This is a genomic window from Streptomyces sp. NPDC052107, assembly GCF_040680215.1.
Classification (GTDB): domain Bacteria; phylum Actinomycetota; class Actinomycetes; order Streptomycetales; family Streptomycetaceae; genus Streptomyces.
Window position 1 is genome coordinate 105,921 of sequence record NZ_JBFAWG010000018.1, and the last position, 26,861, is coordinate 132,781.

The following is a 26,861-nucleotide window of genomic DNA, read 5'->3' on the forward strand; positions in this document are numbered from 1 at the left end:
CCCCCTCGCCAGGTCCGCGGACACCGGCGTCGCCGGCCCGGCCGGACGCATATTCCGAGGGTCTACCCCTCCCGGCGGGCGGGGACACGGCCGCGAAGTGCGGAAACGTCACCTCCACCGGCCGATCTCGACGTTCTCCAGCACGCCGAGCGCGTCGGGCACCAGCACGGCGACCGAGTAGTAGGCCGTCACCAGGTACTTGATGACGGCCTGTTCGTTGATGCCCATGAACCGCACGGACACGCTCGGCTCGATCTCGTCCGGGATGCCCGACTGCCTCAGGCCGACGACACCCTGGTCCTGCTCACCGGTACGCATCGCGATGATCGAGGTCGTGCGCTCCGGGGTGACCGGGATCTTGTTGCACGGGTAGATCGGCACTCCGCGCCAGGTCGGGATGCGGTTGCCGCCGATCTCGACGGTCTCCGGAACCAGTCCGCGCTTGTTCAGCTCGCGCCCGAAGGCGGCGATCGCGCGCGGGTGGGCCAGGAACAGCTTGGTGCTGCGCCGGCGGCTGAGCAGCTCGTCCATGTCGTCCGGGCTGGGCACGCCGTCGTGCGGCTGGATCCGCTGGTCGTACTCGCAGTTGTGGAGCAGGCCGAAGTCGCGGTTGTTGATCAGCTCGTGCTCCTGGCGCTCCTTGAGCGCCTCGACCGTGAGCCTGAGCTGCTGCTCGGTCTGGATCATCGGCTGGTTGTAGAGGTCGGCCACGCGCGTGTGGATGCGCAGCACGGTCTGGGCGATGCTCAGCTCGTACTCGCGGGGCCGCGCCTCGTAGTCCACGAAGGTGTGCGGGATGTCGGGCTCGCCGGAGTGACCGGCCGCCAGCTCGACCTCCTTCTCGCCGTACTTGTTGGTCCGCTGCTCCGGCACCGAGCGCAGCTGTTCGAGGTGGTCGCGCAGGGTGTCCGAGCGCTCGGCGACCTGCTGGAAGTCCTGGCGGCCGAGGATCAGCACGGTGGTGGCGGTGTCGGCGCGGACGGTGTACTCCCAGATGGCGTCCGGGTCCAGCAGCGCCTGCTCGCCGAAGTAGGCGCCGTCGGCGAGGACTCCGAGGACCGCGTCGTCGCCGTAGGGGCCGGTGCCGATCTTCTCGACCCTGCCGTGCGCCAGCAGGTACACCTCGCCCGTCTGGTTGCCGAAGTCGGCGATCACCTCGCCGGGCGCGAAGTCGCGCTGGCGGCAGCGCCGGGCGAGCTCCGTCAGCACCTCCTCGTCCTCGTACGAGCGCAGGGCCGGCAGCTCGCCGAGTTCGGCCGGGATGACCTCGACCTGGTCCCCGGTCTTCACGAAGGTGATGCGGCCGTCGCCGACGGAGTACGTCAGCCGCCGGTTGACGCGGTACGTGCCGCCCTGTACGTCGACCCACGGGAGTGTGCGCAGCAGCCAGCGGGAGCTGATCTCCTGCATCTGAGGAACGGACTTGGTCGTGGTGGCCAGGTTCCGCGCGGCCGCCGTCCCGAGGGACTGCTGCGGCTTGCCCTGATCCGTGCGGACCTCTTCGCCTACCGACATAGAGAATTGCCTCCCAGGTATGCCCGGCACCGAATCGCAGGGAGCACCGGTCTCGGTATCCGAGCTTTCCATCACGGACCGTGATCGCACCATTACCCGAATGAGCGGGAATGGATCATCGGATTACCGGGCACGAAGAGGGACTGCCGGTCGAGCGCCTTGTAACGCCGGAGAACCCGCGCCACCTGGCCGAATCGGCTCGCACATCGTGCGAACGACGTGCTCCGGGACGTCCGGTTTCGGTAGAGGTGTCGGTACACGGACCGGTACGGCACGAAGGAGGCGGCATGGCCCCACCCATGTCCGCGAGCGGGTTTCTGGACGCACTGCGCGCGGAGGGCGTCGCGGTCGTCGAGGTCGGCGACTGGAGGAACCACAACCGCAACCACAAGGGCCCGTGGGGGCCCGTCCACGGCGTGATGATCCACCACACGGTGACCCGGGGCAGCGCGCACACCGTGCAGGTCTGCCGGGACGGCCATCCGGGGCTGCCGGGCCCGCTGTGCCACGGCGTGATCACCAAGGACGGCACGGTCCACCTGGTCGGCTACGGCCGCGCCAACCATGCCGGCCTCGGCGACGACGAGGTGCTGCGTGCCGTCATCGCCGAGAGGGGGCTGCCGCCGGACAACGAGGCCGACACCGACGGCAACCGGCACTTCTACGGCTTCGAGTGCGAGAACCTGGGCGACGGGGAGGATCCGTGGCCCGAGGCCCAGCTGGACGCGATCGAGCGCGTCGCCGCCGCGGTGTGCCGCCGGCACGGGTGGACCGAGAGGTCGGTCATCGGCCACTTGGAGTGGCAGCCGGGGAAGGTGGATCCGAGGGGGTTCGGCATGGACTGGCTGCGGGATCGCGTGGCGGAGCGGCTGAAGGGGTAGCGCCGCAGTCCCCCGCGCTCCTTGCGGGGCGCTGCCCGCCGTCCCAGCCTGCGCCGGTAAGCGTCCCACCTCCCGGCCGGCCCCCCGGGCGACAATGGAGCAGTGACCAGCCGGACCGCCCTCACCCCCCGCCTCCCGTCCCCCCTCCAAGAGGTACGGGACGACCGGTTCGAGCGGCGCGGGCTGCGGCTCCTCCTCAAGCGGGACGATCTGATCCACCCCGACCTCGTCGGCAACAAGTGGCGCAAGCTCGTGCCGAACATCGAGGCGGCGGGAGGGCGGCCGCTGGTCACCTTCGGCGGGGCCTACTCCAACCACCTGCGGGCCACCGCCGCCGCGGGCCGGATCCTCGGGCTGGCGACCACCGGCGTCGTCCGCGGCGAGGAGCTGACCGACCGTCCGTTCAACCCCTCGCTGGCCCGGTGCGCGGCGGACGGCATGCGGCTGCACTTCATCGACAGAGCGACATATCGACGCAAGACCGACCCCGGGACCCTGACCGCGGTCCTGCGAGCGGCCGGGGCCGAGGGCGCGTACGTCGTGCCCGAAGGCGGCAGCAACAGCGCGGCCGTCCACGGTTGCCGGGCGCTGGGAGCGGAGTTGCGCGGGTACGCCGATGTCGTCGGCGTCGCCTGCGGCACCGGTGGCACGCTCGCCGGGCTGGCCGCGGGTCTGGCCCCGGGGCAGCGGGCACTCGGCGTGCCGGTCCTCAGGGGCGGCTTCCTGGGAGATGACGTACAGGCACTGCAGGAACGTGCCTTCGGCGGCCGTACCGGCTCCTGGTCCCTCGACGAGCGTTTCCACTTCGGCGGTTACGCCCGTACGACACCCGCACTGCACGCGTTCGCCGAGGACTTCGAGGACCGCCACGGGCTGTCCGTGGAACGTCTCTATGTCGCCAAGTTGCTCTACGGGCTTGTCGCCCTCGCGCAGGAGGGCGCCTTCGCGCGCGGGACGACGGTGGCCGCCGTCGTCACCGGGCGGCCGTTCCCATAGCGCTACTCCGCCTCCCGGTAGGCCGCCGCCTCCTCCAGGTCCAGGCGTCTGAGCAGCGCGCGCAGCATCTCGTCGTCGATGTAGCGGTGGTCGCGGAGCTTGACGAAGACCTCGCGTTCGGCGCCGATCATCTCGCGCGAGAGGCGACGGTAGGTGTCGTCGACGGACTCGCCGGTGATCGGATTGGTCTGGCCGAGGCGCTCCCAGACGGCGTTGCGGCGGCGCTCCAGGACCGTGCGCAGACGGTCGGCGAGCGGCGGGGGCAGTTCGTTGCGCTCGTCGGAGAGGAGGTCGTCGAGGCGCCTCTCGGCGGCCCGGGAGGCCTGTGCCTGGGCGTTGGCCTCGGCGAGGGTCACGGCCTGCGGGTCGCGGCCGGGGAACTTCATCAGACGGATCAGCGGCGCGAGCGTCAGGCCCTGCACCACGAGGGTGCCGATGACCGTGGTGAAGGTCAGGAAGAGGATCAGGTTCCGCTGCGGGAAGGGGGCGCCGCCGCTCACCGTGAGCGGGATCGAGAAGGCGATGGCCAGGGACACCACACCGCGCATGGCGGCCCACGACGTCACGACCGGCGCCCGCCAGGTGGGGTTGTCCTCGCGTTCCCGGATGCGGCGGAAGAGCAGGCGGGGCAGGAAGGCCGCCGGATACACCCAGACGAACCGGGCCGCGACGACCACGAGGAAGACCGCGATGGCGTACCAGGCCGCGTCGACCCCGCGATAGGCGCCCAATCCCTTGAGGACGGTGGGCAGTTGGAGCCCGATCAGCGCGAACACCGCCGATTCCAGCACGAAGGCGACCATCCGCCACACCGCGTCCTCCTGGAGCCGGGTGGCGAAGTCGACCTCCCACGCGTGGTGCCCGAGATAGACCGCGACCACGACGACCGCGAGGACCCCGGAGCCGTGGAACTGCTCGGCGACGCCATAGGCGACGAACGGGATCAGCAGGGAGAGGGTGTTCTGGAGCAGGGCCTCCTTCAGGTGCGTGCGCAGCCAGTGGATCGGCACCATGAGCACCAGGCCGACCACGACACCCCCGATGGCGGCCCGCAGGAACTCGCCGAACCCGCCCGCCCAGGTGGCGCCCGCGCCGACGGCCGCACCCAGGGCCACCTTGTAGGCGGTGATCGCGGTGGCGTCGTTGAGCAGGGACTCGCCCTGGAGGATGGTGGTGATCCTGGAGGGCAGGCCGACCCGGCGGGCGATCGCCGCGGCCGCGACCGCGTCCGTCGGCGCGACCACCGCGCCCAGCACCAGCGCGGCGGGCAGCGGCAGCCCCGGTACGACGAGATAGGCGACCCAGCCGACGGCGAAGGTCGCGAAGAGCACGTACCCGATCGACAGCAGCCCCACGGGCCGCATCTGGGCGCGCAGGTCCAGGTACGAGCTCTCCGTGCCCTCCTTGTACAGCAGCGGCGGCAGCACCAGCGGCAGGACGATCTGCGGGTCCAGGGTGTAGTGCGGGATCCCGGGGACGTACGAGACCGCGAGGGCCACGGCGACCAGCAGCAGCGGCGCCGGCACCGGAGTGCGCCGGGCGGCCCCCGCGATCGCCGCACTGCCCGCCACCAGCAACAGCAGCGGCATCACGTCCATGATCCTTCGCCCACCCTCGTTTTCCGCGCGGCCACCCGCACGCCCGTCGTAATCTGGCAATCATGAAACAGTGCACGCACTCCGACGCGCTGCCGCACCCGGAACCGGACCCCCTCGATCCGACCTGCCCGGAGTGCCTGCGCGACGGCACGCACCCCGTGCAGCTGCGGCTGTGCCTCACCTGCGGCCATGTCGGCTGCTGCGACTCCTCGCCCGGACGGCACGCGACGCAGCACCACGAGACCACCGGTCACCCGGTGATGCGGACCTTCGAGCCCGGCGAGGACTGGCGGTGGTGTTTCGTGGACCACGTGCTCGTCTGACCCTCTTACGAGCGGGTTCTCGGGTGATCGCATTCCCGCTCGACCGTGTTCTCGTGTGACACTGCATGCAGCGGCCGCCGCACGACGGTTCGAGCGTATGACGTCCGGGTACGTCAACCCGGCGCACGCTCTTCCCATTTGGGCCCGCAAACCCTCTAGACACGGAGCGTATGCACAGCTTTACTGTGAGTGACGCCAGGGGGTTGGGGTCCCGGGACAGGACCGTTCGGAGCGCGATAGCGTCACCGCGGAACCATGTACGCGTTACCCCGGGGGGCGACCCCCTCGGCCCCGTAGAGCTTGTACCACCATGGAGGTGAGGGTGTCCCAGATCGCAGGCGAGCCCGCGGCGAACCAGGACTTCGTGGAAGTCCGGCTGCCGGCTGCGGGTGCCTACCTGTCGGTGCTGCGGACGGCCACGGCCGGTCTGGCGGCCCGCTTGGACTTCACCCTGGACGAGATCGAGGATCTGCGCATCGCCGTGGACGAGGCCTGCGCGATCCTGCTCCAGCAGGCCGTGCCCGGCTCCGTGCTCAGCTGTGTCTTCCGGCTCGTCGACGACTCGCTGGAGGTCACGGTCTCCGCGCCGACCACGGACGGTCACGCCCCCTCGCGGGACACCTTCGCCTGGACCGTGCTCTCGGCCCTCGCGGGCAAGGTCTCGTCCGCCGTCGACGAGGACAAGACCGTGTCGATCAGCCTCTACAAACAGCGCGGCGCGGGCCCTGGCCCGGCGTGAGGAACGGGGACGGTCCGGTGCGGGACGAAGAGCGCGGCACACGCGAGCTGCCGGCCGGGGACGGGGGTGCCCCCTGGCCGAGCGCGGGCGAGGTCTCCGGGGAGTCTCCCCGGGACGGTTCCCGGCGCATGGCGGACGGCATCGACGGCATCCCCGAGCAGGCCAGGCCACACCCGGAGGACGACTCCGCGCGGATCGCCGATGACGGTGCCGTGCAGGGCGTACAGCCGGAAGGGTCCGGCGGCGCCGGGCCCGCCGGCCGCACGGGGGCCAGGGCTCGGGGAAGGGCTACGGGCGGGACGATGAGCGAGCACGAGCGGTACGCCGACGGCGAGGCGCTGAGCGCGGAGGTCGTGCAGGCGGTACAGCACGACCCGGCGGACCGCAGCGGGGCGCGGGCGATGTTCGTGGAGCTGCGCAAGCTGAACGCGGGCAGCGCGGAGTACGCGGAGCTGCGCAATCAGCTGGTCCGTATGCATCTGCCGCTCGTGGAACACCTGGCGCGCCGCTTCCGCAACCGCGGCGAGCCGCTCGACGACCTCACCCAGGTGGCCACGATCGGGCTGATCAAGTCCGTCGACCGGTTCGACCCGGAGCGCGGCGTGGAGTTCTCCACGTACGCCACCCCGACCGTGGTCGGCGAGATCAAGCGGCACTTCCGCGACAAGGGCTGGGCGGTCCGCGTGCCGCGCCGGCTGCAGGAGCTGCGGCTCGCGCTGACCACGGCGACGGCCGAGCTGTCCCAGCTGCACGGCCGCTCCCCCACGGTCCACGAGCTGGCCGAGAAGCTCTCGATCTCCGAGGAGGAGGTCCTGGAGGGCCTGGAGTCCGCCAACGCGTACTCCACGCTGTCCCTGGACGTCCCCGACACCGACGACGAGTCCCCGGCGGTCGCCGACACCCTCGGCGCGGAGGACGAGGCGCTGGAGGGCGTGGAGTACCGGGAGTCCCTCAAGCCGCTGCTGGAGGATCTGCCGCCGCGGGAGAAGCGGATCCTGCTGCTGCGTTTCTTCGGGAACATGACCCAGTCGCAGATCGCGCAGGAGGTCGGCATCTCCCAGATGCACGTCTCCCGGCTGCTGGCCCGCACCCTGGCCCAGCTGCGGGAGAAGCTGCTCGTCGAGGAGTAAGGGCTCTTAGTCCGCGCGGCCCGGTCCCTTGATCCCGAGGGCCCGGGTCGTCTCGCCGTTGACGAGGAGGATCAGCGCCGCCACGGCGACCACCGCGAGGGCGATGCCGGCCGGGATGGCCATGCTGTCGGCCTTGAGCAGGTTGTAGGCGATCGGCAGCGCCATGACCTGGGTGATCACCGCGGGGCCGCGGCTCCAGCCGCGCCGCAGCAGCAGCCCGCGCGCGGCGAGCAGCGGCAGCAGCGCGAGCACGACCAGCGTGATGCCGAGGGTCACCGCCTGCTGCCGGTCGTCCGGGTCTCCGGTGATCCCGAGCACGAGCACCCAGAGCCCGCCGGCCGCCAGCGCGACACCTTCGAGGGCGGCCAGCACGGCGGCGTAGGTCAGCCGACGGGGACGGCCCGCTGCGCCGGCTTCGGCGGTGTCCTGGGCGGGGTTGGGGGCGGGGGTCTGCTCACTGCTCACCCCAGCAGGGTAGCGGGGCTGGTGTTCAGCGCCCCGAACGGGGCGCGGGGAACTGCGGCGCTCCAAGTGTCCAGTGTCACGCCATCACCTCTTACCCGATCCCTACCTCGGTATGGGCCCGGTACCCCCCAGTAGGTACGCTGCAGTCCATGCGTGCACTTCTCGTGGTCAATCCGGCGGCAACCACCACAAGCGCACGCAGGCGTGACGTGCTGATCCACGCGCTGGCGAGCGAGATGAAGCTGGAGGCGGTCGCCACCGAGTACCGCGGGCACGCGCGCGACCTCGGCCGGCAGGCGGCGGACAGCGACGACATCGATCTGGTCGTGGCCCTCGGCGGCGACGGCACGGTCAACGAGGTCGTCAACGGCCTGCTGCACTCCGGCCCCGACCCCGAGCGCCTGCCCGGTCTCGCCGTCGTACCCGGCGGCTCCACCAACGTCTTCGCCCGCGCCCTGGGCCTGCCCAACGACCCGGTCGAGGCCACCGGCGCCCTGCTGGACGCGCTGCGGGAGGGCCGGGAGCGGGTCGTCGGCCTCGGGCTGACCTCGGGTACGCCCGGCACCGAGGACGAGTCGGTCCCGGACCGCTGGTTCACCTTCAACGCGGGACTGGGATTCGACGCGGGTGTCGTCGGCCGGGTGGAGCAACAGCGCGAGCGCGGGAAGAAGTCGACGCATGCGTTGTACGTACGTCAGGTGATCCGGCAGTTCCTCGGTGAACCCAACCGCCGGCGCGGGTCGATCACGCTGGAGCAGCCCGGCCAGGACCCCATTGCCGATCTTGCGGTCGCCATAGTCTCGAACACGTCCCCTTGGACGTATCTCGGCAATCGCCCCATGTACACGTCGCCTAAGGCCTCGTTCGATACCGGCATCGACGTACTCGGTCTCAGCCGTCTGTCGACTGCCGCGGTTGCCCGATATGGCACCCAGTTGCTCACTTCGTCCCCCGAGCGCGGACCTCATGGTCGACATGTCGTCTCGCTGCACGATCTGGATCAGTTCACCTTGCATTCGAAGGCGCCTCTGCCCCTGCAGATGGACGGTGACCACCTGGGACTGCGTACGAGCGTGACGTTCACAGGCGTACGCCGTGCACTGCGTGTGATTGTGTGAGCGGAACAGGCAAAAGTCCTTTCACTCGAACGTTTAGACCAGGATCCACCCCATGGAAGTACGGCTGTGACCTAGTCGACACCGAGGAATCAAAAAAAACTTTCCGGAAGGGGTTGTATCCGTCGCTGAGGTTTGCGAGTCTCTACGTGGCGATCGGGACGGCCCGCAACACCGGCCTCCACTGATCACCGGAACCCCTCTTCAAACCAAGGACCACGCCGGGGAAGACTCGGCGGTCGGCCCTTCACTTGTTGAGGGATTCGTGAAAGCGTTCACATTCACAAGCAACCTGCACGTAATACGTTCAGAGAACCTAGGAGAGGTAGCAGCCATGGACTGGCGTCACAACGCCGTTTGCCGCGAGGAAGACCCCGAGCTCTTCTTCCCCATCGGCAACACCGGTCCTGCGCTGCTGCAGATCGAGGAAGCCAAGGCCGTCTGCCGTCGCTGCCCGGTGATCGAGCAGTGTCTGCAGTGGGCGCTCGAGTCCGGTCAGGACTCCGGCGTCTGGGGTGGTCTCAGCGAGGACGAGCGCCGCGCCATGAAGCGCCGCGCTGCCCGCAACCGGGCTCGTCAGGCCTCCGCCTGACATACCCACCCCTGCTGACAGCCTGAGCTTGGCGGCGCGTGCAGCACGCACGCATCTCCCGCCCCCGAGCCGCAGCGCGCAGTATCCCCCGATGCGCTTAGCGATATAGCGGAGCAGCAACGAGCACAAGCCCCGGACCAACGGCGGTCCGGGGCTTTCTGCTGCCTTCGCCTACCCGCGCCTACCCGCAAAGCCCCTTTGCCGTAGGCCAGTTGCTCTACTTCTGCGCCCGCACCGGAATGTCGAGGATCACCCTGGTCCCCCGCCCCGGCGCCGGGACCATGTCGAAGGAGCCGCCCAGCTCGCCCTCCACCAGGGTGCGGACGATCTGCAGGCCGAGGTTGCCCGAGCGGTGCGGGTCGAAGTTCTCGGGCAGGCCGACGCCGTCGTCCTGGACCGTGACCAGCAGACGGGCCTCCTTCGTCGTACCGCCGCGGACCGCGGAGACCTCGACCGCGCCGGTGTCGCCCTCACGGAAGCCGTGCTCCAGCGCGTTCTGCAGGACCTCGGTGAGGACCATCGACAGCGGGGTGGCCACCTCGGCGTCGAGGATCCCGAACCGCCCGCTGCGCCGGCCGGTCACCTTGCCCGGCGAGATCTCGGCGACCATCGCCAGCACGCGGTCGGCGATGTCGTCGAACTCCACGCGTTCATCCAGGTTCTGAGACAGCGTCTCATGCACGATCGCGATCGAGCCGACCCGGCGAACGGCCTCCTCCAGGGCCTCCCGGCCGCGCTCGGACTCGATGCGCCGGGCCTGCAGCCGCAGCAGCGCGGCGACCGTCTGGAGGTTGTTCTTCACCCGGTGATGGATCTCCCGGATGGTCGCGTCCTTCGTTATCAACTCGCGCTCGCGGCGGCGCAGTTCGGTGACGTCCCGGCACAGGACCAGCGAACCGATCCGGGTGCCCTTGGGCTTGAGCGGGATCGCCCGGAACTGGATGACGCCGTCTTTGGCCTCGATCTCGAACTCGCGCGGCGCCCAGCCGCTGGCCGCCTTGGCGAGCGCCTCGTCGACCGGTCCCCGCGTCGGGGCGAGTTCGGCGGTGGTCTGTCCGAGGTGGTGGCCGACCAGGTCGGCGGCGAGGCCCAGGCGATGGTAGGCGGACAGCGCGTTCGGGGAGGCGTACTGGACGATGCCGTCGCCGTCCAGCCGGATCAGGCCGTCGCCGACGCGCGGCGAGGCGTCCATGTCGACCTGCTGGTCAGGGAAGGGGAACGATCCTGCCGCGATCATCTGCGCGAGGTCGGAAGCGCTCTGGAGGTAGGTCAGCTCCAGACGGCTCGGGGTGCGGACGGTGAGCAGGTTGGTGTTGCGGGCGATCACGCCGAGGACGCGGCCCTCGCGCCGTACGGGGATGGACTCGACCCGTACGGGGACCTCTTCGCGCCACTCCGGGTCGCCCTCGCGCACGATCCGGCCCTCGTCCAGCGCCGCGTCCAGCATGGGCCGCCGGCCGCGCGGGACCAGGTGGCCGACCATGTCGTCCTGGTAGGAGGTGGGGCCCGTGTTGGGGCGCATCTGGGCAACCGAGACGTATCGGGTGCCGTCCCGGGTGGGGACCCACAGAACCAGGTCGGCGAAGGAGAGGTCGGAGAGCAGCTGCCACTCCGAGACCAGCAGATGGAGCCACTCGAGGTCGGAGTCGTCGAGGGCGGTGTGCTGGCGGACCAGTTCGTTCATGGAGGGCACGTCTGCGAGCGTACCCGCACGTTTGAACATGGCTGAAAAACATCTGCGGCCGGCCCCGGAGACACCCGCGGGCCGCGGCGCCTGGAAGGGACCCTCAACCCTCCCGGCACCGCAGCCCGGAGCATCATCGGCCGTGGGGTGTGCGGTCCCGGTCGGCCGAAGGTCGAGGAGCCGGGGCAGTCAGGGCAGAGAGCTCCGGTTCCTCGGTCCGCCCTCCTGTGCGGGGAAGGCGGAAGCTTGTTCACTTGGATGTGCACTGTGATTCTGGACTAGACCACAACGATGTGTCCATGGCCTTGTCGACAAGCACGAAGACCGACGCACAAGACCGGTGCACCCCGTGCACAGGACCGATGGCACCCGATGCCACGCAGCCTAGCCCGCGCAGGTCACCCTTGGGGCCAGATGGACAGGGCAATTTCCGCGAGCGCTTCCAGTTCCCCACGGCTCGCTCCGTCGCGGGCCTGCTGGGACATGCCCTGGATCACGGCGCCGGTGTGCCGGGCGAGGGCGGCGGCGTCGGTGCCGGCCGGAAGCCGCCCCGCCACGACGTCCGCCCGGATCCGCGACTCGAAGGCGGCGATGTCCGCGTTGCGCCGCTCGCGCAGCAGCCGCGCCACCTCGGGGCTGGTGCAGTTGGTGGCGGCGTGCACGACCAGGCAGCCGTAGGGATGGGCGGGGTCGGTGTACGCGGCGGCGGCCTCGCGCAGCATGCGCGCGACGGCGGCGCGGGCGGTGGGCTCCTCGGCGAGGGCGCGGTCACCGAAGGCGCCGTAGGTGTCGGTGTAGAGCCGTACGACCTCCTCGAACAGTGTCCGCTTGTCGACGAAGGCCGCGTACAGGCTCGGGGCGCCGATGCCCATGATCCGGGTGAGGTCGGCGACAGAGGTGGCCTCGTAGCCGTGCTCCCAGAAGGCCATGAGCGCCTTCTCCAGGGCGGTGGCACGATCGAAGGAGCGCGGGCGGCCGCGCGATCTGGAGGCTCCGGCCTGTGTGCTCGTGTCCTGACCGCTCACCATGGGAGGGCACTTTATAGCGGCCCTTGGAGAAACGCGGGGGCCCTGCAAGATGCCAGGGCACACCCGCTCGGGGACCCGATTCTGTTAGATTGGTCTAAACCACATAGACGTCCAGAGCCCACTTCAGAACGGCAGGCCCAGCGTGGAAGTTGTCATCGTTCCGGACGCCGCGGCGGGCGGCGAGCTGATCGCCGAGGCCATGGCGCAGCTGCTGCGACGCAAGCCCGACGCCCTGCTCGGCGTGGCCACCGGCTCCACCCCGCTGCCCATCTACCAGGCGCTGACCGCGAAGGTGCGCTCCGGCGCCGTGGACACCTCGCGGGCGCGCATCGCCCAGCTCGACGAGTACGTGGGACTGCCCGCCGACCACCCCGAGTCCTACCGCTCGGTGCTGCGCCGGGAGGTCCTGGAGCCGCTCGGCATCGGCATGGACAAGTTCCTCGGGCCCGACGGCACCGCCGAGGACATCCGGGCGGCCTGCGCGGCGTACGACCGTGCGCTCGCCGAGGCCGGCGGAGTGGACCTGCAGCTGCTCGGGATCGGAACCGACGGGCACATCGGCTTCAACGAGCCCTGTTCGTCCCTCGCCTCGCGTACCCGGATCAAGACGCTGACCGAGCAGACCCGCGTCGACAACGCCCGTTTCTTCGACGGCGACATCGAGCAGGTGCCGCACCACGTCATCACCCAGGGCATCGGCACCATCCTGGAGGCCCGGCACCTGGTGCTGCTGGCGACCGGCGAGGGCAAGGCGGACGCGGTCGCCGCGACCGTCGAGGGCCCGGTCGCGGCCGTCTGCCCGGCCTCCGCGCTCCAGCTGCACCCGCACGCCACGGTGGTCGTCGACGAGGCGGCCGCGTCCAAGCTGAAGCTGGCCGACTACTTCCGGCACACCTACGCGGGCAAGCCGGACTGGCAGGGGATCTGACGCCTGCTCGCCGCTATGGACTAGACCAGTCTCGGTCGCCACTGTATATAGAGGGGATCACGGAGCGTGCGGGTGGAGTCCTGAGAGAGGAACCCGTGCCACGATGTGAGCCGTGGCCGATGGGATGTCGGTCGCTTTCGGCATCCGGAGCCGGGAAGGCAGAGCATGAGCACCGACGTCAGCAGTGCGGAGAACGAGGCCGGCACGACCGTCCGTACGGCGCGCGTGCCCAAGTACTACCGCCTGAAGAAGCACCTGCTCGACATGACGGAGACCCAGGCGCCGGGCACGCCGGTCCCGCCCGAGCGCACGCTGGCGGCCGAGTTCGACACCTCCCGCACCACCGTCCGCCAGGCCCTGCAGGAACTGGTGGTCGAGGGGCGCCTGGAACGCATCCAGGGCAAGGGCACCTTCGTCGCCAAGCCCAAGGTCTCCCAGGCGCTCCAGCTCACCTCCTACACCGAGGACATGCGCGCCCAGGGCCTGGAGCCGACCTCGCAGCTGCTGGACATCGGGTACATCACCGCCGACGACCGGCTCGCCGGGCTGCTCGACATCGCCGCCGGCGGACGGGTGCTGCGCATCGAGCGGCTGCGCATGGCCAACGGCGAGCCGATGGCCATCGAGACCACCCACCTGAGCGCCAAGCGCTTCCCGGCCCTGCGCCGCTCCCTGGTGAAGTACACGTCCCTCTACACCGCCCTCGCCGAGGTCTACGACGTCCACCTCGCCGAGGCCGAGGAGACCATCGAGACCTCGCTGGCCACCCCGCGCGAGGCGGGCCTGCTCGGCACCGACGTGGGCCTGCCGATGCTGATGCTCTCCCGCCACTCCCTGGACCACGAGGGCAAGCCGGTGGAGTGGGTGCGCTCGGTGTACCGGGGCGACCGGTACAAGTTCGTCGCGCGGCTGAAGCGGCCGGTCGAGTAGAACCCGCCGACCGTCGCTGAATCGATATACCGAGATCCGGACGAGGTCTTCCGCTTCCACGACACCGTCACCTACATTGCCTGCGCATTACACAGGTGATCAGCGAGGGGACGGAGCCGTGCCATGTCCGAAACGCCTGAAGTGAAACCACCGGTGGTGACACCGGTGCGCGTGATCATCGGCCTGTGTCTCGTCGCGCCCTTCGTGGCGATGCTCTGGGTCGGCTCCTACGCCAAGACGGACCCCGCCTTCATCGGGATCCCGTTCTTCTACTGGTACCAGATGCTCTGGGTGCTGATCTCCACGGCGCTCACGATGACCGCGTACAAGCTGTGGCAGCGCGACCAGCGCGGCCGCGCCTCCCAGAAGGGCGGTGAGGTGAAGTGAAGGACGGCGTCAACGGCGTCGCACTCGGCGTCTTCATCTTCTTCTTCCTGGCCGTCACGGTCGTGGGCTTCCTCGCCGCCCGCTGGCGCAGGGCCGAGAACGAGCACTCCCTGGACGAATGGGGCCTGGGCGGACGGTCGTTCGGGACCTGGATCACGTGGTTCCTGCTCGGCGGCGACCTGTACACGGCGTACACCTTCGTCGCCGTACCGGCGGCGATCTACGCGGCGGGCGCGGCCGGCTTCTTCGCTGTGCCGTACACGATCCTGGTCTACCCGCTGATCTTCACGTTCCTGCCGCGCCTGTGGTCGGTCTCGCACCGCCACGGGTACGTCACCACCTCCGACTTCGTCCGGGGCCGCTTCGGTTCCAAGGGCCTGTCGCTGGCGGTGGCACTGACCGGCATCCTGGCGACGATGCCGTACATCGCGCTCCAGCTCGTCGGCATCCAGGCGGTGCTGGACGTGATGGGCGTCGGCGGGGACAGCAGCACCAACTGGTTCGTGCGGGACCTGCCGCTGCTGATCGCCTTCGGCGTGCTGGCGGCGTACACCTACTCGTCCGGCCTGCGCGCCCCCGCCCTGATCGCGTTCGTCAAGGACACGCTGATCTACATCGTCATCGCGGTGGCGATCATCTACATCCCGATCAAGCTGGGCGGCTTCGACGACATCTTCGCCAAGGCGGGCCACGCGTTCAGCCAGGTCAACCCGGCGACCGGCAAGCCGCGCGGCGCGCTCGCGCCTCCGGAGGCCGGCCAGTGGACGTACGCCACCCTGGCCCTGGGCTCCGCGCTCGCGCTCTTCATGTACCCGCACTCGATCACCGCGACCCTGTCCTCCAAGAGCCGTGACGTGATCCGCCGCAACACCACGATCCTGCCGCTGTACTCCCTGATGCTCGGCCTGCTGGCCCTGCTGGGCTTCATGGCGATCGCGGCCGGGGTCAAGGTCACCAACGGCCAGCTGGCCATCCCGCAGCTGTTCGAGAACATGTTCCCGGACTGGTTCGCGGGCGTGGCCTTCGCGGCGATCGGCATCGGCGCGCTGGTCCCGGCCGCGATCATGTCGATCGCGGCGGCGAACCTCTTCACCCGCAACATCTACAAGGACTTCATCAAGCCGGACGCGACGCCGAAGCAGGAGGCCCAGGTCTCCAAGATCGTCTCGCTGCTGGTGAAGGTCGGCGCGCTGGTCTTCGTCCTGACGATGGACAAGACAGTGGCGATCAACTTCCAGCTCCTGGGCGGCATATGGATCCTGCAGACCTTCCCGGCCCTGGTCGGCGGCCTGTTCACCCGCTGGTTCCACCGCTGGGCCCTGCTCGCCGGCTGGGCGGTCGGCATGGCGTACGGCACGGTCGCCGCGTACGGCGTCGCCTCCCCGACCCAGAAGCACTTCGGCGGCTCGGCGAAGGATATCCCCGGCATCGGCGAGATCGGCTACATCGGCCTCACGGCCTTCGTCCTCAACGTCGTGGTCACCGTGGTCCTCACCTTCGTCCTCAAGGCCGTGAAGGCCCCCGAGGGCGCAGACGAGACCAAGCCGGAGGACTACACGGCGGACGCGGGCGACCCGGGGGTCCAGGTGGAGCTGCCGCCGGCCACCGCGGGCGCCGGTCACTGAGCGACTGCCGCACGACGGGCCGCCGGAGGAGATCCGGCGGCCCGTCGTCGTTCCCCTCCGGCAGACTCGGCGCCATGGACATCCAGATCCGCCCCGCAGCCCCCACCGAATACGACGCCCTCGGCGAGATCACCGCCCAGGCCTACCTCCAGGACGGCCTGCTGGACTTCGGCGAGAGCGACGCATACCTCGCCGAACTCAGGAACGTGGCCAGGAGAGCGGCCGCGGCCGACGTACTCGTGGCCACGCGGAACGACACACTCCTCGGCGGAGTCACCTTCGTACCGTCCCCCGGCCCCATGGCCGACATCGCCCGCCCCGGAGAGGCCGAGATCCGTATGCTGGCCGTCGCCAGAGCCGGCCGCGGCCAGGGCGCCGGGGAAGCCCTCGTCCGGGCCTGTGTCGACCGCGCACGGGCCGGCGAAGGCTGCCGGGCCGTCGTCCTGTCGACCCAGCGCACCATGCACGCCGCCCACCGCATCTACGAACGGCTGGGCTTCGTTCGCACACCCGAGCGGGACTGGAATCCGCTGCCCGAGCTGGACGACATCACTCTGCTCACCTACGAGTTGACGCTCTGACACCGCCACGACACAACATCTGGGGGTGACGCGACAGCCCGGCACTAGATGTATGCTCATGCTCGCTGTCGCCGCAGGGGAATCCGGTGCGAATCCGGAACTGTCCCGCAACGGTGTACTTTTGCGCGTCTGCGCTCAGGAGTCAGTCCGAGGACCTGCCGACAGCGCACCCGGCCGTCCGGTTCGGGTGCCCTGAGACGTCCGGGCCTCGTGGGATGGGCCGGTGGACGCGACGCCGTGTGCGCTCGTGGCTGCCCCCTGCCCTCCGCAAGGCCCCCGTACCGAGCGAGGGAGAGCCCCACGTGACCATCGCGCCAGCAGATCCGGTTTCAGCCAGCGGCCTGGAGACCGACGGTCCCGGTACCGCGCTGCTGCGGACCCTGACCGAGCTGACCGCCGACCTCCCCGACGCCGACCCCGGCCGGGTCGCCGCCGCCGCGCTGCGCGGCCGGTCGGCGCGCGCGGACGAGTCGGAGTTGCGCGAGCTGGCCACCGAGGCCGCCGCCGGGCTCATCTCCGAGGACCCCGCCTACTCCCGGCTGGCCGCCCGGCTGCTGACCCTCTCCATCCGCGCCGAGGCCGCCTCGCAGGGCGTGACGTCCTTCACCGAGTCCGTGGCCGTGGGGCACCGCGAGGGGCTCATCGCAGACCGCACCGCCGAGTTCGTACGGCTGCACGCCGAGCGGCTCGACGCGCTGATCGACCGCGGGGCCGACGACCGCTTCGGCTACTTCGGCCTGCGCACCCTGCACAGCCGCTACCTCCTGCGGCACCCGATCACCCGCAGGGTCATCGAGACGCCCCAGCACTTCATGCTGCGGGTCGCGAGCGGCCTGGCCGAGGACGACACCACCCGGTCCGTGGACGAAGTGGCCGCGCTCTACGGGCTCATGAGCCGGCTCGACTACCTCCCGTCCTCCCCCACGCTCTTCAACTCCGGTACGCGGCACCCGCAGATGTCGTCCTGCTACCTCCTCGACTCCCCGCTGGACGAGCTGGACTCCATCTACGACCGCTACCACCAGGTGGCCCGGCTCTCCAAGCACGCCGGCGGCATCGGTCTGTCGTACTCCCGGATCCGCAGCCGTGGTTCGCTGATCCGCGGCACCAACGGGCACTCCAACGGCATCGTGCCGTTCCTGAAGACCCTGGACGCCTCGGTGGCCGCCGTGAACCAGGGCGGCCGGCGCAAGGGCGCCGCGGCCGTCTACCTGGAGACCTGGCACTCCGACATCGAGGAGTTCCTGGAGCTGCGGGACAACACCGGTGAGGACGCCCGCCGTACGCACAACCTGAACCTCGCGCACTGGATCCCGGACGAGTTCATGCGCCGGGTCGACGCCGACGAGCAGTGGTCGCTGTTCTCCCCGTCGGACGTGCCGGAACTGGTGGACCTGTGGGGCGAGGAGTTCGACGCCGCCTACCGCAAGGCCGAGGCGACGGGCCTGGCGAAGAAGACCATGCCGGCCCGCGAGCTGTACGGCCGGATGATGCGCACCCTCGCGCAGACCGGCAACGGCTGGATGACCTTCAAGGACGCGGCCAACCGCACCGCCAACCAGACGGCCCTGCCGGGGCACGTCGTCCACTCCTCCAACCTCTGCACGGAGATCCTGGAGGTCACGGACGACGGGGAGACCGCGGTCTGCAACCTGGGATCCGTCAACCTGGGTGCGTTTGTCGACATGGTGACCGGCGACCTCGACTGGCAGCGGCTGGACGAGACCGTCCGCACCGCCGTCACCTTCCTCGACCGCGTGGTCGACATCAACTTCTATCCGACCGAGCAGGCGGGACGGTCGAACGCCAAGTGGCGTCCCGTCGGCCTCGGCGCGATGGGTCTGCAGGACGTCTTCTTCAAGCTGCGCCTGCCCTTCGACTCGCCGGAGGCCAAGGCCCTGTCCACGCGGATCGCCGAGCGGATCATGCTCGCCGCGTACGAGGCCTCCGCCGACCTCGCCGAGCGCAACGGCCCGCTGCCGGCCTGGGAGAAGACCCGTACGGCCCAGGGCGTGCTGCACCCCGACCACTACGGCGTCGAGCCGACCTGGCCGGAGCGCTGGGCGGCCCTGCGCAGCCGTATCGCCGAGGTCGGCATGCGCAACTCCCTGCTGCTGGCCATCGCGCCCACCGCCACCATCGCCTCGATCGCGGGGGTGTACGAGTGCATCGAGCCGCAGGTGTCGAACCTGTTCAAGCGCGAGACGCTGTCCGGTGAGTTCCTCCAGGTCAACTCCTATCTCGTGCAGGACCTGAAGGAGCTGGGCGTCTGGGACGCCCGCACCCGTGAGGCGCTGCGCGACTCGGCCGGCTCGGTGCAGGACTTCGCGTGGATCCCGGCCGAGGTACGGGCGCTGTACCGCACGGCCTGGGAGATCCCGCAGCGCGGGCTCATCGACATGGCGGCGGCCCGCACCCCGTTCCTGGACCAGGCGCAGTCCCTGAACCTGTTCATGGAGACGCCGACCATCGGCAAGCTCTCCTCGATGTACGCGTACGCCTGGAAGTCGGGCCTGAAGACGACGTACTACCTGCGTTCCCGCCCTGCGACCCGCATCGCCCGCGCCGCCCAGGGCCAGGCGCAGACCAAGACGCCCATCCCCGTGCAGCAGGTCGCCGACCCCGACGCCGTCGCCTGCTCCCTGGAAAACCCCGAGTCCTGCGAGGCCTGCCAGTAATGACCGCTCCGACCACGACCCGTAACACCAACCTGCTCGACCCGGGCTTCGAACTGACCCTCCGCCCCATGCGCTACCCGGACTTCTACGAGCGCTACCGGGACGCGATCAAGAACACCTGGACCGTGGAGGAGGTCGACCTCCACTCGGACGTCGCCGACCTCGCGAAGCTGACGCCCGAGGAGCAGCACCTCATCGGCCGTCTGGTCGCCTTCTTCGCGACCGGTGACTCGATCGTCGCCAACAACCTGGTGCTGACGCTGTACAAGCACATCAACTCCCCCGAGGCCCGGCTCTACTTGAGCCGTCAGCTCTTCGAGGAGGCCGTGCACGTCCAGTTCTACTTGACGCTCCTGGACACCTACCTCCCCGATCCGGACGACCGCGCGGCCGCCTTCGCCGCGGTGGAGAACATCCCCTCCATCCGCGAGAAGGCCGGGTTCTGCTTCAAGTGGATCAACGAGGTCGAGAAGCTGGACCGCCTGGAGTCCAAGGCCGACCGCCGCCGCTTCCTGCTCAACCTGATCTGCTTCGCCGCGTGCATCGAAGGCCTGTTCTTCTACGGCGCCTTCGCGTACGTCTACTGGTTCCGCAGCCGGGGCCTGCTGCACGGTCTCGCCACCGGCACCAACTGGGTGTTCCGCGACGAGACCATGCACATGTCCTTCGCCTTCGACGTGGTCGACACCGTCCGCAAGGAGGAGCCGGACCTGTTCGACGACGCGCTGCAGCAGCAGGTCACCGACATGCTGCGGGAGGCCGTCGAGGCCGAGCTGCAGTTCGCGCGCGACCTGTGCGGCGACGGCCTGCCGGGAATGAACACCGAGTCGATGCGGCAGTACCTGGAGTGCGTCGCCGACCAGCGCCTCACCCGCCTCGGCTTCGCCCCCGTGTACGGCTCGGAGAATCCGTTCTCGTTCATGGAGCTGCAGGGCGTTCAGGAGCTGACGAACTTCTTCGAGCGCCGCCCGTCGGCGTACCAGGTCGCGGTCGAGGGCACCGTCGACCTGGACGAGGACTTCTGACCGGCCGTTACTTCAGTGCCACCGCGTCCCCGGCCGACACGACCCGTGCGATCGTCGTCGTGCCGGGGAAGTACCAGCGCCAGCTGCCGGCCGGGGTGGCGGTGACCTTGGTGCCGAGCTCTCCGGCGGCGCCCGTCCGCACCGTCCGGACCGTGCGGTAGTGGGCGGCGCCGGCCGCTCCGAACTGGAGCTTCACGTCCTGCCCGGTGAAGCCGTGGTATTGTAGGTCCTCCCAGTTCGCCCGGGTCAGCCGGCCGGTGACGGTCAGCTTGGCGCCCTTGGCGACGGGTTCGGGTGAGGCGTCGGTCGTGAGCTTGGACGCGCGCTTGATCTTGAACTCGGCGATGTCGTCGGCGATCCAGTAGTCACCGTCGTTGGCCTTGACGCTGGCGTCGACCTGCCAGACGCCGGCCGTGTGGTCGACGTCCTCGGGCAGGCTGTCGGGAAGCCACTGCGGGGCGACCGTGATCCTGGCCGTGCACACCGAGGTGGTGGAGCTCTTCTTCACGCACTCGGTGTCGGTCCAGTCGCCGAAGCCCCGTCCGTCGGCCTTGTTGAAGACGCTGACGTGCGTCAGTCCCTTCACGCCCGAGTCGTCCCGGACGGTGATCGCGATCGGGTAGGTGACGCGCCGGGTCGTGCCGATGGTGACGTTCTTCCCGCCGTTGGCGACGGCGCCGGTGACCCGGATGTCGCCCTTCCCCTCCGCGTGGGCCCCGGTCGCCGTGAGCAGCGTCGGAGCCGCCGCCGCGCCCACCAGAACCGAAGCCGTCCGGGCCGTTCCGCCTCGCATGATCTCTCCCCCTCGTGGTGTGAGAGGAGAGAGTACACAGCGGGCGGACAGATTTCGTACAGGCGTTCCCTCAGACGGGACGGGCCACGCCGTGGCGCCCGCGGGGCCGGTTCGAACCCTTCGCCTCCTTCGTCGCCTCCTCCTGCTGCGCCCGCCCGATCTGGCGGTCGATGATCTTGTCGTGCACGATGCCGATCACCGCCGGGAGGACCAGGAGGCCCAGGATCCCGATCACGGCGATCATTCCGAGCAGTCCTTCTGTCTGTGTCACGTTCATGTACACCACTGTCACGCCGGATACTCCTTACCGGGAGTGGCAGGACTGCCGTACACCCTCGATTTACTGCCACCGGCGAGGCACACTGGCAGCATGCTGCAGAACGTCGCCGCCGTGCTGCTGGACGGCGTGAACCCCTTCGAGATGGCCGTCGTCTGCGAGGTGTTCGGCATCGACCGCAGTGACGAGGGTCTGCCGGTGTACGACTTCGCGGTCGCCTCGGCCGAGGGCCCGGTGCTGCGCTCGAACGCGGGGTTCACCCTGCAGGTCGAGCACGGCCTGGAGCGCCTGGAGTCGGCCGACCTGATCGCCGTACCGGCCGGGTCCCGTTACGACGCGCGCGCGTTCCCGCCCGAGCTGCTCGACGCCCTGCGCCGCGGGGCGGACCGCGGCGCCCGGGTGCTCAGTGTCTGCTCGGGCGTCTTCGTGCTCGCCGCGGCCGGGCTGCTGGACGGCCGGCGCTGTGCCGTGCACTGGCACCACGCGGCGGAGCTGGCCCGCCAGTATCCGCGGCTGACGGTCGAGCCGGACGTGCTCTACGTCGACGAGGACCCCGTGATCACCTCGGCCGGCACCGCCGCCGGGATCGACGCCTGCCTGCACCTGGTGCGCAAGGAGCAGGGACCCGAGGTCGCCAACAAGATCGCCCGCCGGATGGTCGTACCGCCGCACCGGGACGGCGGGCAGGCGCAGTACATCGAGCGGCCGCTGCCGAAGGGGCCGTGCGACACCGTCGGCGAGGTGCTGGTGTGGATGGAGGAGCACCTCGACCAGGAGGTGACCGTCGAGCAGCTCGCCGCCCGCGCCCACATGGCGCCGCGCACCTTCGCGCGCCGCTTCCAGCAGGAGACCGGGACCACTCCCTACCGGTGGATCCTGCGGCAACGGGTGCTGCGCGCACAGGAGTTGCTGGAGGGGACCGACGAGACCATGGACGCGATCGCCTGGCGGACCGGGTTCGGTACGGCGGCGGCGCTGCGGCACCAGTTCGTCCGGGCGCTCGGCACCACCCCGAACGCCTACCGGCGCGCGTTCCGGGGCCCTGAGGCCGCCTGAGCGCGCGCCGGTACCAGGTGTCCTACCCAGACACTCCTACCAAGGCAGCGGCCTCAGCAGCAGGTTGTGCGGGCGGAGCGTGATGCCCACGCGGGTGGTGTCGTTCGACCCCGCGACCTGCTCGAAGCGGTACTTCGCCGAGATCGCCGCGGTGATCAGGCTCAGCTGGGTCATGGAGAAGTGGTCGCTGGGGCACTTGCGGTTGCCGACGCTGAAGGGGCTCATGGCGTACTTCGGCACGTCCTTGGACCGCTCCGGCAGCCACCGGTCGGGGTCGAAGTCGAGGTGGCGGTCGTAGGAGCGGGCGTCGCGCTGGATCGCGTAGGGGCTGTAGACGATGTCCGCCCCGGCCGGAATGCGATATTCGCCGAGCGCGGTGTCGGTCACCGCTCGCCGCGTCAATATCCATACGGCGGGCCGGAGCCGCATGGCCTCGACGACGACATTGTTGGTGTGCCGGAGTGAGAGGACATGTTCGAATCCGACGTGTCGACCACCAGTCACGGATTCGACCTCGGTCCGTACCTTCTCGGCGTGTTCCGGGTGTTCCGCGAGGACCTGGAGCAGCCACATGATCGTGGACGCCACAGTTTCGCTGCCGGGGGTGAGTATCGCGACGACCTGGTCGTGGATCTCCTGTTCCCCGATGGGGTCGCCATTGTCGTCCTTTGCCTCCAGCAATGCCGTCAGCAAATCGTCCGGCTTTTGACCAGATGCCCTCCGCTCGGCGACGATCTCGTCGACCAGCAGATGCAAATCGGCCAGCGCCCGGTTGAATTCGCGGTTGGCCGGGAACGGCAGCCGGTACAGCGGCCCGAGCGGGATGACCATGCGCCGGTACATGCCGCGGAAGACGGTGGCGAGGTCGACGCTGAGCCGCTCGGCGCGCTCGTCCATGTACTCGCCGCGCAGCAGGCAGCGGGCGGCGATGCGGACGGCCACCCGGAAGGACTCGGAGGTGCAGTCGATGGTCTCGCCGGGCCGCCAGCGCTCGGTCAGCGCGTGCGCCTCCTCCTCCATGATCGGCCCGTAGTCCGGGATCGCGTCGAGCCGGAACGCGGGCTGGATGGTGCGCCGCTGACGCCGGTGGCGGGGGCCGTTGGCGGTGGCCACGCCCTCCTTGCCGAGCAGCCCTTCGAGCGACTCCCACAGGGGACCGTCGATCTTGAAGTCGGGGTTGAGCGCGAGCGCGCCGGTGAGTTCCGGTGTGGTGACGGCGTACACCGACTTGGGGCCGAGCTTGAGGCGTACGACGTCGCCGTGGTCGCGGAGCCGGGACATGAACGCGAGCGGGTCGCGGACCAGTTTCAGGCCGTGCCCGAGGCCCGGCACGGCACCCCCGGCCAGGGGCGGTTCACGCAGCTGGGTGGTCTCGGGGGTCACGGGCGGCACAGACTCGACGGTCATTTCTCACCTGCCGTTTCGTTCGTGACGTACGGGGGCGTGGACCGGTCGTCCCAGGTGTCGACCATGTACCGGCCGGACTCGTGGTGGAACCAGTAGACGGAGCTGAACCAGTTCCGCATATTGCTGACGCAGGCGCGCACCGCGGCGCTCAGTTCCTTTCCGCGGACCGTGTCGTCGGCCAGGCCGTCGGCGAACCGCAGGGCGTCCTGCTCGACTTGAAGGAATTCACTGATGCATTCCTCGACGCGCCGCCTGACTTCGTCCACCGATTCCTCGAGAGTCAGCCCCTCATGGGTGATGAGACTGATGCCGAGATTGTGGACCTCGTCGCCCGCTATCTCCTTCGGCAGCGAGCACAGATCGTTGTACCAGGCGGCGAATTCCTGACTGAGCAGCGCGGCCCGGCGATAGGCCGGGTTTTCCCTTATGGATTCCGGGAGTTCGCATCCGGCGCTCGGCTCCAGCAGGTCCGTCCATATCCAGTGCGCGAAGGTGTGCCGGCGCAGGGCGAGGTATTCCTCGACGCCGGGTATGTATGCCTCGGTGCGGTTGCGGAACTCGCGGTCGTAGGCCTCGATCACCGCGTGGAAGTGACGGGCGAACCGCTGGTTCCAGGTGCGCGGGAGGAAGCCGTACAGCCGCAGCACGCTGTCCGCGAACCCCGTGACCAGCGGGTCCGGGTGGTGCAGATGGTGCCGGGGTGCGTCGAGGGCCGTGTGGAGGCGGTTCCTGAGGCGCCGCCAGTCGTCGGCCCGGCCGTGGACGACGTACCGGTCGTGGCGGTCGTCCCAGACGAAGAACCATGCGCTGTAGTCGGCGATGGCCTGCAGGACCTCGTCGGAGGCACCGAGGTAGTAGCCCGCCATGAGGTCGGTGTAGCACAGTCCATCGGCATATTCCCGCACCTTGTCCGCCGGCATGAGCCGCTTTTCCAGCAGCCAGAGCCGTGTCTTCTCCTGGAGTCGCGGCCAATACGGGTGCAGTTGCCGAGGAAAGGCGGACTCGATCACCGGGAGTGCCAGTGAGGGTGGTACTACGACCGCCATCGGCGTCGCTGTGGTGCCGTGTGGGAAAGCATGCACGTACAAACCCCTCTCCGCCGCCAGGAGCGCACACCCCTACCGTCGTACCGGGCGTGCGCCGTTGCGTATCCCCGCACTTACATTCAGCACCACAACTGACCGTCGTGGGAACGGATTTACGTCACTCACTACCCCATGGTGCCGAGAATCCCCCCTCGTGTGACCGATTAAGGATCACTAGCACGACAGAAGGGATCGTTTGTGCGACGCACGGACGAGTGAGTCCGGGCATACGAAGGGCGCCCGACCGGGAGTGATCCCGGCCGGGCGCCCCAAGTCCCCAGCGCTGGCTAGTCGTTGGGGACCACCGGATAACGTGGCTCGTTCTCGGCCATCTGCCGCAGCGCGTCCTTGCGGTCCCGCTTGGACAGCCGGTCGATGTACAGGTAGCCGTAGAGGTGGTCGGTCTCGTGCTGCAAACACCGTGCGAAGTAGCCGGTGCCGCGGACCTTGATCGGGTTGCCCTGCTCGTCCTGGCCGGTCACTTCGGCGTAGTCGGGACGGGCGAGCGGCGCGTACGCCGTCGGCACGGACAGGCAGCCCTCGTTGCTGTCGTCCAGGCGGCGCTGCTCGGCGGGCAGCTCGACGAGCTTGGGGTTGCAGACCACGCCGACGTGCCGGACGCCCTCGTCGTCGGGGCAGTCGTAGACGAAGACCTTCAGGTCGACACCGATCTGGTTGGCGGCCAGGCCCACGCCCTCGGCGGTGCGCTGGCTGGCGAACATGTCGGCGACGAGCTGCTGCAGCTCCTCGCCGAACTCGGTGACGTCCTTGCACTCCTTGTGCAGCACCGGGTTGCCGACCACCGTGATCGGCCGCGAGGTACCGCGCTCCCGCCAGGCCTTCTCGCGCTCCTCGCAGTCCTCCGTGTCGACGACGTACCCTTCGTCGTCGACGGGGAGCACGCCCGCGTGCTGCTGATCGGTGTCCTGCTGCGCCATGACCGACGTACGCCTTCCTGCAAACCATGGAAAAGTCTCGGGTACAGCCTAAAGGCGGCTGGTCACCGACGGCTCAGCAAACCTCTTCGAGATCCCGCCAGTCCCTGGAGTCCGGGCTGTCAGCGACCCACCCGTCCAGCAACCCCCGTACCAGCGAAGTCGGCGCGGCCACCCCGCACTCACGCTCCGGCACCCACAGCTGCCCGTCCGTCCGATGCCCCAGCGGCCCGGGATGACCGGGCTCACTGTGGTCGTGCGGGTCCAGGTGATCGCCCTCGCCCTCGTCCGACGGCATCCGCGACTCCGAGCACATCCGGCACAGCAGCCGCACCGAGGAGGACCAGTCCTCCGCGGCGAACCCGGCGTCCGCGGCGAGCTGCTCCAGCGCGTCCCGGTCCGCCTCCGTGGCGGCCTCCAGCAGCACCACCCAGGTCGGAACGGGTGAGGGCGCCCACAGCTCGATCTCGTCGAAGACCGGGTAGGCATGGCCGGCGGACGTGGTGCGCTCACCGTGCGGGACCCCATCGTGCAGCACGACCTCGCCCCAGCGTCGCCCGGACGAGGGAAGCGGGATGCACAGCACCTCGATCCGCGCCGGGTCCAGCCTGCGTCCCCATACGACCTCGGCCTCGCCCTCCGGGGAGAGCCGTACCGCCGCGCTGCCCAGCTCCATACCGACCGGTTCCCCGGCCACGGCGGCGCCGCCGGGCACCTTCAGCCCGTACGCCTGCCAGGCGCGGCGGGCCAGCGACCAGTCCTGCAGGGCGGTGGCGGCGATGCCGACGTTCCACCAGTCGGGCGCCCCGGCCTCCCGGTCCAGCAGCGCGACCGCCCGCAGACCGGCCGCGCGGGCCTGCTCCCAGTCGTGCCGGAACTTGTGCAGCAGGGCGAGGTTGAACCAGGACTCCGACAGCCAGGGTTCCAGGTCGGCGGCCCGTGTCAGCAGCTCGCCCGCGTCCTCGTACCGGCCGTCGCCGATCAGCGTGAACGCGCGGTCGGTGGCCTGCCGCCAGGAGGCGGAGGGCCGGTGCCGTCCCTTGCCGAAGATCCTCACGATTCCCGCCTGCCAGTTCCAGTTCCGCTCA

The 26,861-nt window shown here is 69.7% G+C and carries 26 protein-coding genes and 1 riboswitch; of the genes, 15 read left to right on the plus strand and 11 right to left on the minus strand.

Annotated features, from left to right (window positions below):
- Positions 1-108: 108 nt before the first annotated feature.
- Entirely contained in the window at positions 109-1,515 is a 1,407-nt protein-coding gene (locus tag AB0M27_RS21585; protein ID WP_365723457.1) for a family 2B encapsulin nanocompartment shell protein, read from the minus strand.
- Between the two features lie 287 nt (positions 1,516-1,802).
- On the opposite strand from AB0M27_RS21585, the gene AB0M27_RS21590 reads away from it, so the two are divergent.
- Together AB0M27_RS21590 and AB0M27_RS21595 are read left to right on the plus strand one after the other, a co-directional pair.
- Complete coding sequence (locus tag AB0M27_RS21590; RefSeq protein ID WP_365723458.1) at positions 1,803-2,396, plus strand: N-acetylmuramoyl-L-alanine amidase; 594 nt, start codon at positions 1,803-1,805, stop codon at positions 2,394-2,396.
- Between the two features lie 102 nt (positions 2,397-2,498).
- A complete protein-coding gene (locus AB0M27_RS21595; RefSeq protein ID WP_365723459.1) occupies positions 2,499-3,392 on the plus strand; it encodes a pyridoxal-phosphate dependent enzyme in 894 nt (297 codons plus the stop codon).
- 2 nt (positions 3,393-3,394) lie between these two features.
- On the opposite strand, the gene AB0M27_RS21600 is transcribed toward AB0M27_RS21595, so the two are convergent.
- Positions 3,395-4,990: a Na+/H+ antiporter gene (locus tag AB0M27_RS21600; RefSeq protein ID WP_365723460.1), complete on the minus strand. Its 1,596-nt coding sequence runs from the start codon at positions 4,988-4,990 to the stop codon at positions 3,395-3,397.
- Positions 4,991-5,052: 62 nt separating this feature from the next.
- On the opposite strand from AB0M27_RS21600, the gene AB0M27_RS21605 reads away from it, so the two are divergent.
- The 3 genes from AB0M27_RS21605 (at position 5,053) to AB0M27_RS21615 (ending at position 7,182) form a co-directional block, all read left to right on the plus strand.
- On the plus strand, positions 5,053-5,313 hold the full coding sequence (locus tag AB0M27_RS21605; protein WP_365723461.1) for a UBP-type zinc finger domain-containing protein: 261 nt from the start codon (positions 5,053-5,055) through the stop codon (positions 5,311-5,313).
- 322 nt (positions 5,314-5,635) lie between these two features.
- Positions 5,636-6,052 (plus strand): anti-sigma regulatory factor, encoded by a 417-nt coding sequence (locus AB0M27_RS21610; protein ID WP_009190566.1) that lies wholly within the window; start codon positions 5,636-5,638, stop codon positions 6,050-6,052.
- A complete protein-coding gene (locus tag AB0M27_RS21615; RefSeq protein ID WP_365723462.1) occupies positions 6,049-7,182 on the plus strand; it encodes an RNA polymerase sigma factor SigF in 1,134 nt (377 codons plus the stop codon). Before AB0M27_RS21610 ends, AB0M27_RS21615 begins: the two co-directional genes overlap by 4 nt.
- Positions 7,183-7,188: 6 nt before the next feature.
- Here the strand turns inward: AB0M27_RS21615 and AB0M27_RS21620 are convergent, their stop codons facing one another.
- Positions 7,189-7,647 carry a hypothetical protein gene (locus tag AB0M27_RS21620; protein ID WP_365723463.1) on the minus strand — a complete coding sequence of 153 codons (459 nt, stop codon included), beginning with the start codon at positions 7,645-7,647 and terminating at the stop codon, positions 7,189-7,191.
- A gap of 149 nt (positions 7,648-7,796) precedes the next feature.
- On the opposite strand from AB0M27_RS21620, the gene AB0M27_RS21625 reads away from it, so the two are divergent.
- Both AB0M27_RS21625 and AB0M27_RS21630 read left to right on the plus strand, forming a co-directional pair.
- A complete protein-coding gene (locus tag AB0M27_RS21625) occupies positions 7,797-8,765 on the plus strand; it encodes a diacylglycerol kinase family protein (protein ID WP_365723464.1) in 969 nt (322 codons plus the stop codon).
- Positions 8,766-9,096: 331 nt separating this feature from the next.
- Positions 9,097-9,354 (plus strand): WhiB family transcriptional regulator, encoded by a 258-nt coding sequence (locus AB0M27_RS21630; protein WP_003992873.1) that lies wholly within the window; start codon positions 9,097-9,099, stop codon positions 9,352-9,354.
- A gap of 217 nt (positions 9,355-9,571) precedes the next feature.
- On the opposite strand, the gene AB0M27_RS21635 is transcribed toward AB0M27_RS21630, so the two are convergent.
- Together AB0M27_RS21635 and AB0M27_RS21640 are read right to left on the minus strand one after the other, a co-directional pair.
- On the minus strand, positions 9,572-11,038 hold the full coding sequence (locus AB0M27_RS21635; protein WP_365723510.1) for a PAS domain-containing sensor histidine kinase: 1,467 nt from the start codon (positions 11,036-11,038) through the stop codon (positions 9,572-9,574).
- Between the two features lie 398 nt (positions 11,039-11,436).
- A complete protein-coding gene (locus AB0M27_RS21640; RefSeq protein ID WP_365723465.1) occupies positions 11,437-12,066 on the minus strand; it encodes a TetR/AcrR family transcriptional regulator in 630 nt (209 codons plus the stop codon).
- A gap of 142 nt (positions 12,067-12,208) precedes the next feature.
- On the opposite strand from AB0M27_RS21640, the gene nagB reads away from it, so the two are divergent.
- The 7 genes from nagB to AB0M27_RS21675 all read left to right on the plus strand — a co-directional run bounded on the left by nagB (position 12,209) and on the right by AB0M27_RS21675 (position 20,220).
- On the plus strand, positions 12,209-12,994 hold the full coding sequence (gene nagB / locus AB0M27_RS21645; protein WP_365723466.1) for a glucosamine-6-phosphate deaminase: 786 nt from the start codon (positions 12,209-12,211) through the stop codon (positions 12,992-12,994).
- Between the two features lie 165 nt (positions 12,995-13,159).
- Positions 13,160-13,924, plus strand: a complete 765-nt coding sequence (locus AB0M27_RS21650; RefSeq protein ID WP_351799543.1) for a GntR family transcriptional regulator — start codon at positions 13,160-13,162, stop codon at positions 13,922-13,924.
- A gap of 123 nt (positions 13,925-14,047) precedes the next feature.
- Positions 14,048-14,311: a DUF3311 domain-containing protein gene (locus AB0M27_RS21655; RefSeq protein WP_365723467.1), complete on the plus strand. Its 264-nt coding sequence runs from the start codon at positions 14,048-14,050 to the stop codon at positions 14,309-14,311.
- Positions 14,308-15,936: a monocarboxylate uptake permease MctP gene (gene mctP / locus AB0M27_RS21660; protein ID WP_365723468.1), complete on the plus strand. Its 1,629-nt coding sequence runs from the start codon at positions 14,308-14,310 to the stop codon at positions 15,934-15,936. The genes AB0M27_RS21655 and mctP overlap by 4 nt, the downstream gene beginning before the upstream one ends.
- Positions 15,937-16,010: 74 nt before the next feature.
- Positions 16,011-16,517: a GNAT family N-acetyltransferase gene (locus tag AB0M27_RS21665; protein ID WP_365723469.1), complete on the plus strand. Its 507-nt coding sequence runs from the start codon at positions 16,011-16,013 to the stop codon at positions 16,515-16,517.
- A gap of 77 nt (positions 16,518-16,594) precedes the next feature.
- Positions 16,595-16,673, plus strand: a riboswitch (cobalamin riboswitch).
- A 146-nt stretch (positions 16,674-16,819) separates the two neighbouring features.
- On the plus strand, positions 16,820-19,195 hold the full coding sequence (locus AB0M27_RS21670) for a ribonucleoside-diphosphate reductase subunit alpha (RefSeq protein WP_365723470.1): 2,376 nt from the start codon (positions 16,820-16,822) through the stop codon (positions 19,193-19,195).
- Entirely contained in the window at positions 19,195-20,220 is a 1,026-nt protein-coding gene (locus AB0M27_RS21675) for a ribonucleotide-diphosphate reductase subunit beta (protein ID WP_365723471.1), read from the plus strand. The genes AB0M27_RS21670 and AB0M27_RS21675 overlap by 1 nt, the downstream gene beginning before the upstream one ends.
- A 7-nt stretch (positions 20,221-20,227) precedes the next feature.
- Here the strand turns inward: AB0M27_RS21675 and AB0M27_RS21680 are convergent, their stop codons facing one another.
- Both AB0M27_RS21680 and AB0M27_RS21685 read right to left on the minus strand, forming a co-directional pair.
- Positions 20,228-21,013 (minus strand): hypothetical protein, encoded by a 786-nt coding sequence (locus AB0M27_RS21680; RefSeq protein WP_365723472.1) that lies wholly within the window; start codon positions 21,011-21,013, stop codon positions 20,228-20,230.
- A 70-nt stretch (positions 21,014-21,083) separates the two neighbouring features.
- Complete coding sequence (locus AB0M27_RS21685; RefSeq protein ID WP_365723473.1) at positions 21,084-21,290, minus strand: hypothetical protein; 207 nt, start codon at positions 21,288-21,290, stop codon at positions 21,084-21,086.
- A gap of 93 nt (positions 21,291-21,383) precedes the next feature.
- Here AB0M27_RS21685 and AB0M27_RS21690 point away from each other — a divergent pair, with 93 nt between their 5' ends.
- Positions 21,384-22,346, plus strand: coding sequence for a helix-turn-helix domain-containing protein (locus AB0M27_RS21690; protein ID WP_365723474.1), 963 nt, complete (start codon positions 21,384-21,386; stop codon positions 22,344-22,346).
- 36 nt (positions 22,347-22,382) lie between these two features.
- Here the strand turns inward: AB0M27_RS21690 and AB0M27_RS21695 are convergent, their stop codons facing one another.
- From AB0M27_RS21695 to AB0M27_RS21710, 4 genes are all read right to left on the minus strand, one after another.
- Positions 22,383-23,753 (minus strand): cytochrome P450, encoded by a 1,371-nt coding sequence (locus AB0M27_RS21695; RefSeq protein ID WP_365723475.1) that lies wholly within the window; start codon positions 23,751-23,753, stop codon positions 22,383-22,385.
- Positions 23,750-24,835 carry an epi-isozizaene synthase gene (gene cyc1 / locus AB0M27_RS21700; protein ID WP_365723476.1) on the minus strand — a complete coding sequence of 362 codons (1,086 nt, stop codon included), beginning with the start codon at positions 24,833-24,835 and terminating at the stop codon, positions 23,750-23,752. The genes AB0M27_RS21695 and cyc1 overlap by 4 nt, the downstream gene beginning before the upstream one ends.
- Positions 24,836-25,125: 290 nt before the next feature.
- Positions 25,126-25,776 carry a peptide deformylase gene (gene def, locus AB0M27_RS21705; RefSeq protein ID WP_365723477.1) on the minus strand — a complete coding sequence of 217 codons (651 nt, stop codon included), beginning with the start codon at positions 25,774-25,776 and terminating at the stop codon, positions 25,126-25,128.
- Between the two features lie 73 nt (positions 25,777-25,849).
- Complete coding sequence (locus AB0M27_RS21710; protein ID WP_365723478.1) at positions 25,850-26,830, minus strand: hypothetical protein; 981 nt, start codon at positions 26,828-26,830, stop codon at positions 25,850-25,852.
- Between the last annotated feature and the right edge of the window lie 31 nt (positions 26,831-26,861).

Coding starts and splice junctions, on each gene's coding strand:
- AB0M27_RS21585 (WP_365723457.1), bottom strand. CDS start 1,515: ATGTCGGTAGGCGAAGAGGTCCGCACGGATCAGGGCAAGCCGCAGCAG.
- AB0M27_RS21590 (WP_365723458.1), top strand. CDS start 1,803: ATGGCCCCACCCATGTCCGCGAGCGGGTTTCTGGACGCACTGCGCGCG.
- AB0M27_RS21600 (WP_365723460.1), bottom strand. CDS start 4,990: ATGGACGTGATGCCGCTGCTGTTGCTGGTGGCGGGCAGTGCGGCGATC.
- AB0M27_RS21605 (WP_365723461.1), top strand. CDS start 5,053: ATGAAACAGTGCACGCACTCCGACGCGCTGCCGCACCCGGAACCGGAC.
- AB0M27_RS21625 (WP_365723464.1), top strand. CDS start 7,797: ATGCGTGCACTTCTCGTGGTCAATCCGGCGGCAACCACCACAAGCGCA.
- AB0M27_RS21630 (WP_003992873.1), top strand. CDS start 9,097: ATGGACTGGCGTCACAACGCCGTTTGCCGCGAGGAAGACCCCGAGCTC.
- AB0M27_RS21635 (WP_365723510.1), bottom strand. CDS start 11,038: ATGAACGAACTGGTCCGCCAGCACACCGCCCTCGACGACTCCGACCTC.
- AB0M27_RS21640 (WP_365723465.1), bottom strand. CDS start 12,066: ATGGTGAGCGGTCAGGACACGAGCACACAGGCCGGAGCCTCCAGATCG.
- AB0M27_RS21650 (WP_351799543.1), top strand. CDS start 13,160: ATGAGCACCGACGTCAGCAGTGCGGAGAACGAGGCCGGCACGACCGTC.
- AB0M27_RS21655 (WP_365723467.1), top strand. CDS start 14,048: ATGTCCGAAACGCCTGAAGTGAAACCACCGGTGGTGACACCGGTGCGC.
- AB0M27_RS21665 (WP_365723469.1), top strand. CDS start 16,011: ATGGACATCCAGATCCGCCCCGCAGCCCCCACCGAATACGACGCCCTC.
- AB0M27_RS21675 (WP_365723471.1), top strand. CDS start 19,195: ATGACCGCTCCGACCACGACCCGTAACACCAACCTGCTCGACCCGGGC.
- AB0M27_RS21680 (WP_365723472.1), bottom strand. CDS start 21,013: ATGCGAGGCGGAACGGCCCGGACGGCTTCGGTTCTGGTGGGCGCGGCG.
- AB0M27_RS21685 (WP_365723473.1), bottom strand. CDS start 21,290: ATGAACGTGACACAGACAGAAGGACTGCTCGGAATGATCGCCGTGATC.
- AB0M27_RS21690 (WP_365723474.1), top strand. CDS start 21,384: ATGCTGCAGAACGTCGCCGCCGTGCTGCTGGACGGCGTGAACCCCTTC.
- AB0M27_RS21695 (WP_365723475.1), bottom strand. CDS start 23,753: ATGACCGTCGAGTCTGTGCCGCCCGTGACCCCCGAGACCACCCAGCTG.
- def (WP_365723477.1), bottom strand. CDS start 25,776: ATGGCGCAGCAGGACACCGATCAGCAGCACGCGGGCGTGCTCCCCGTC.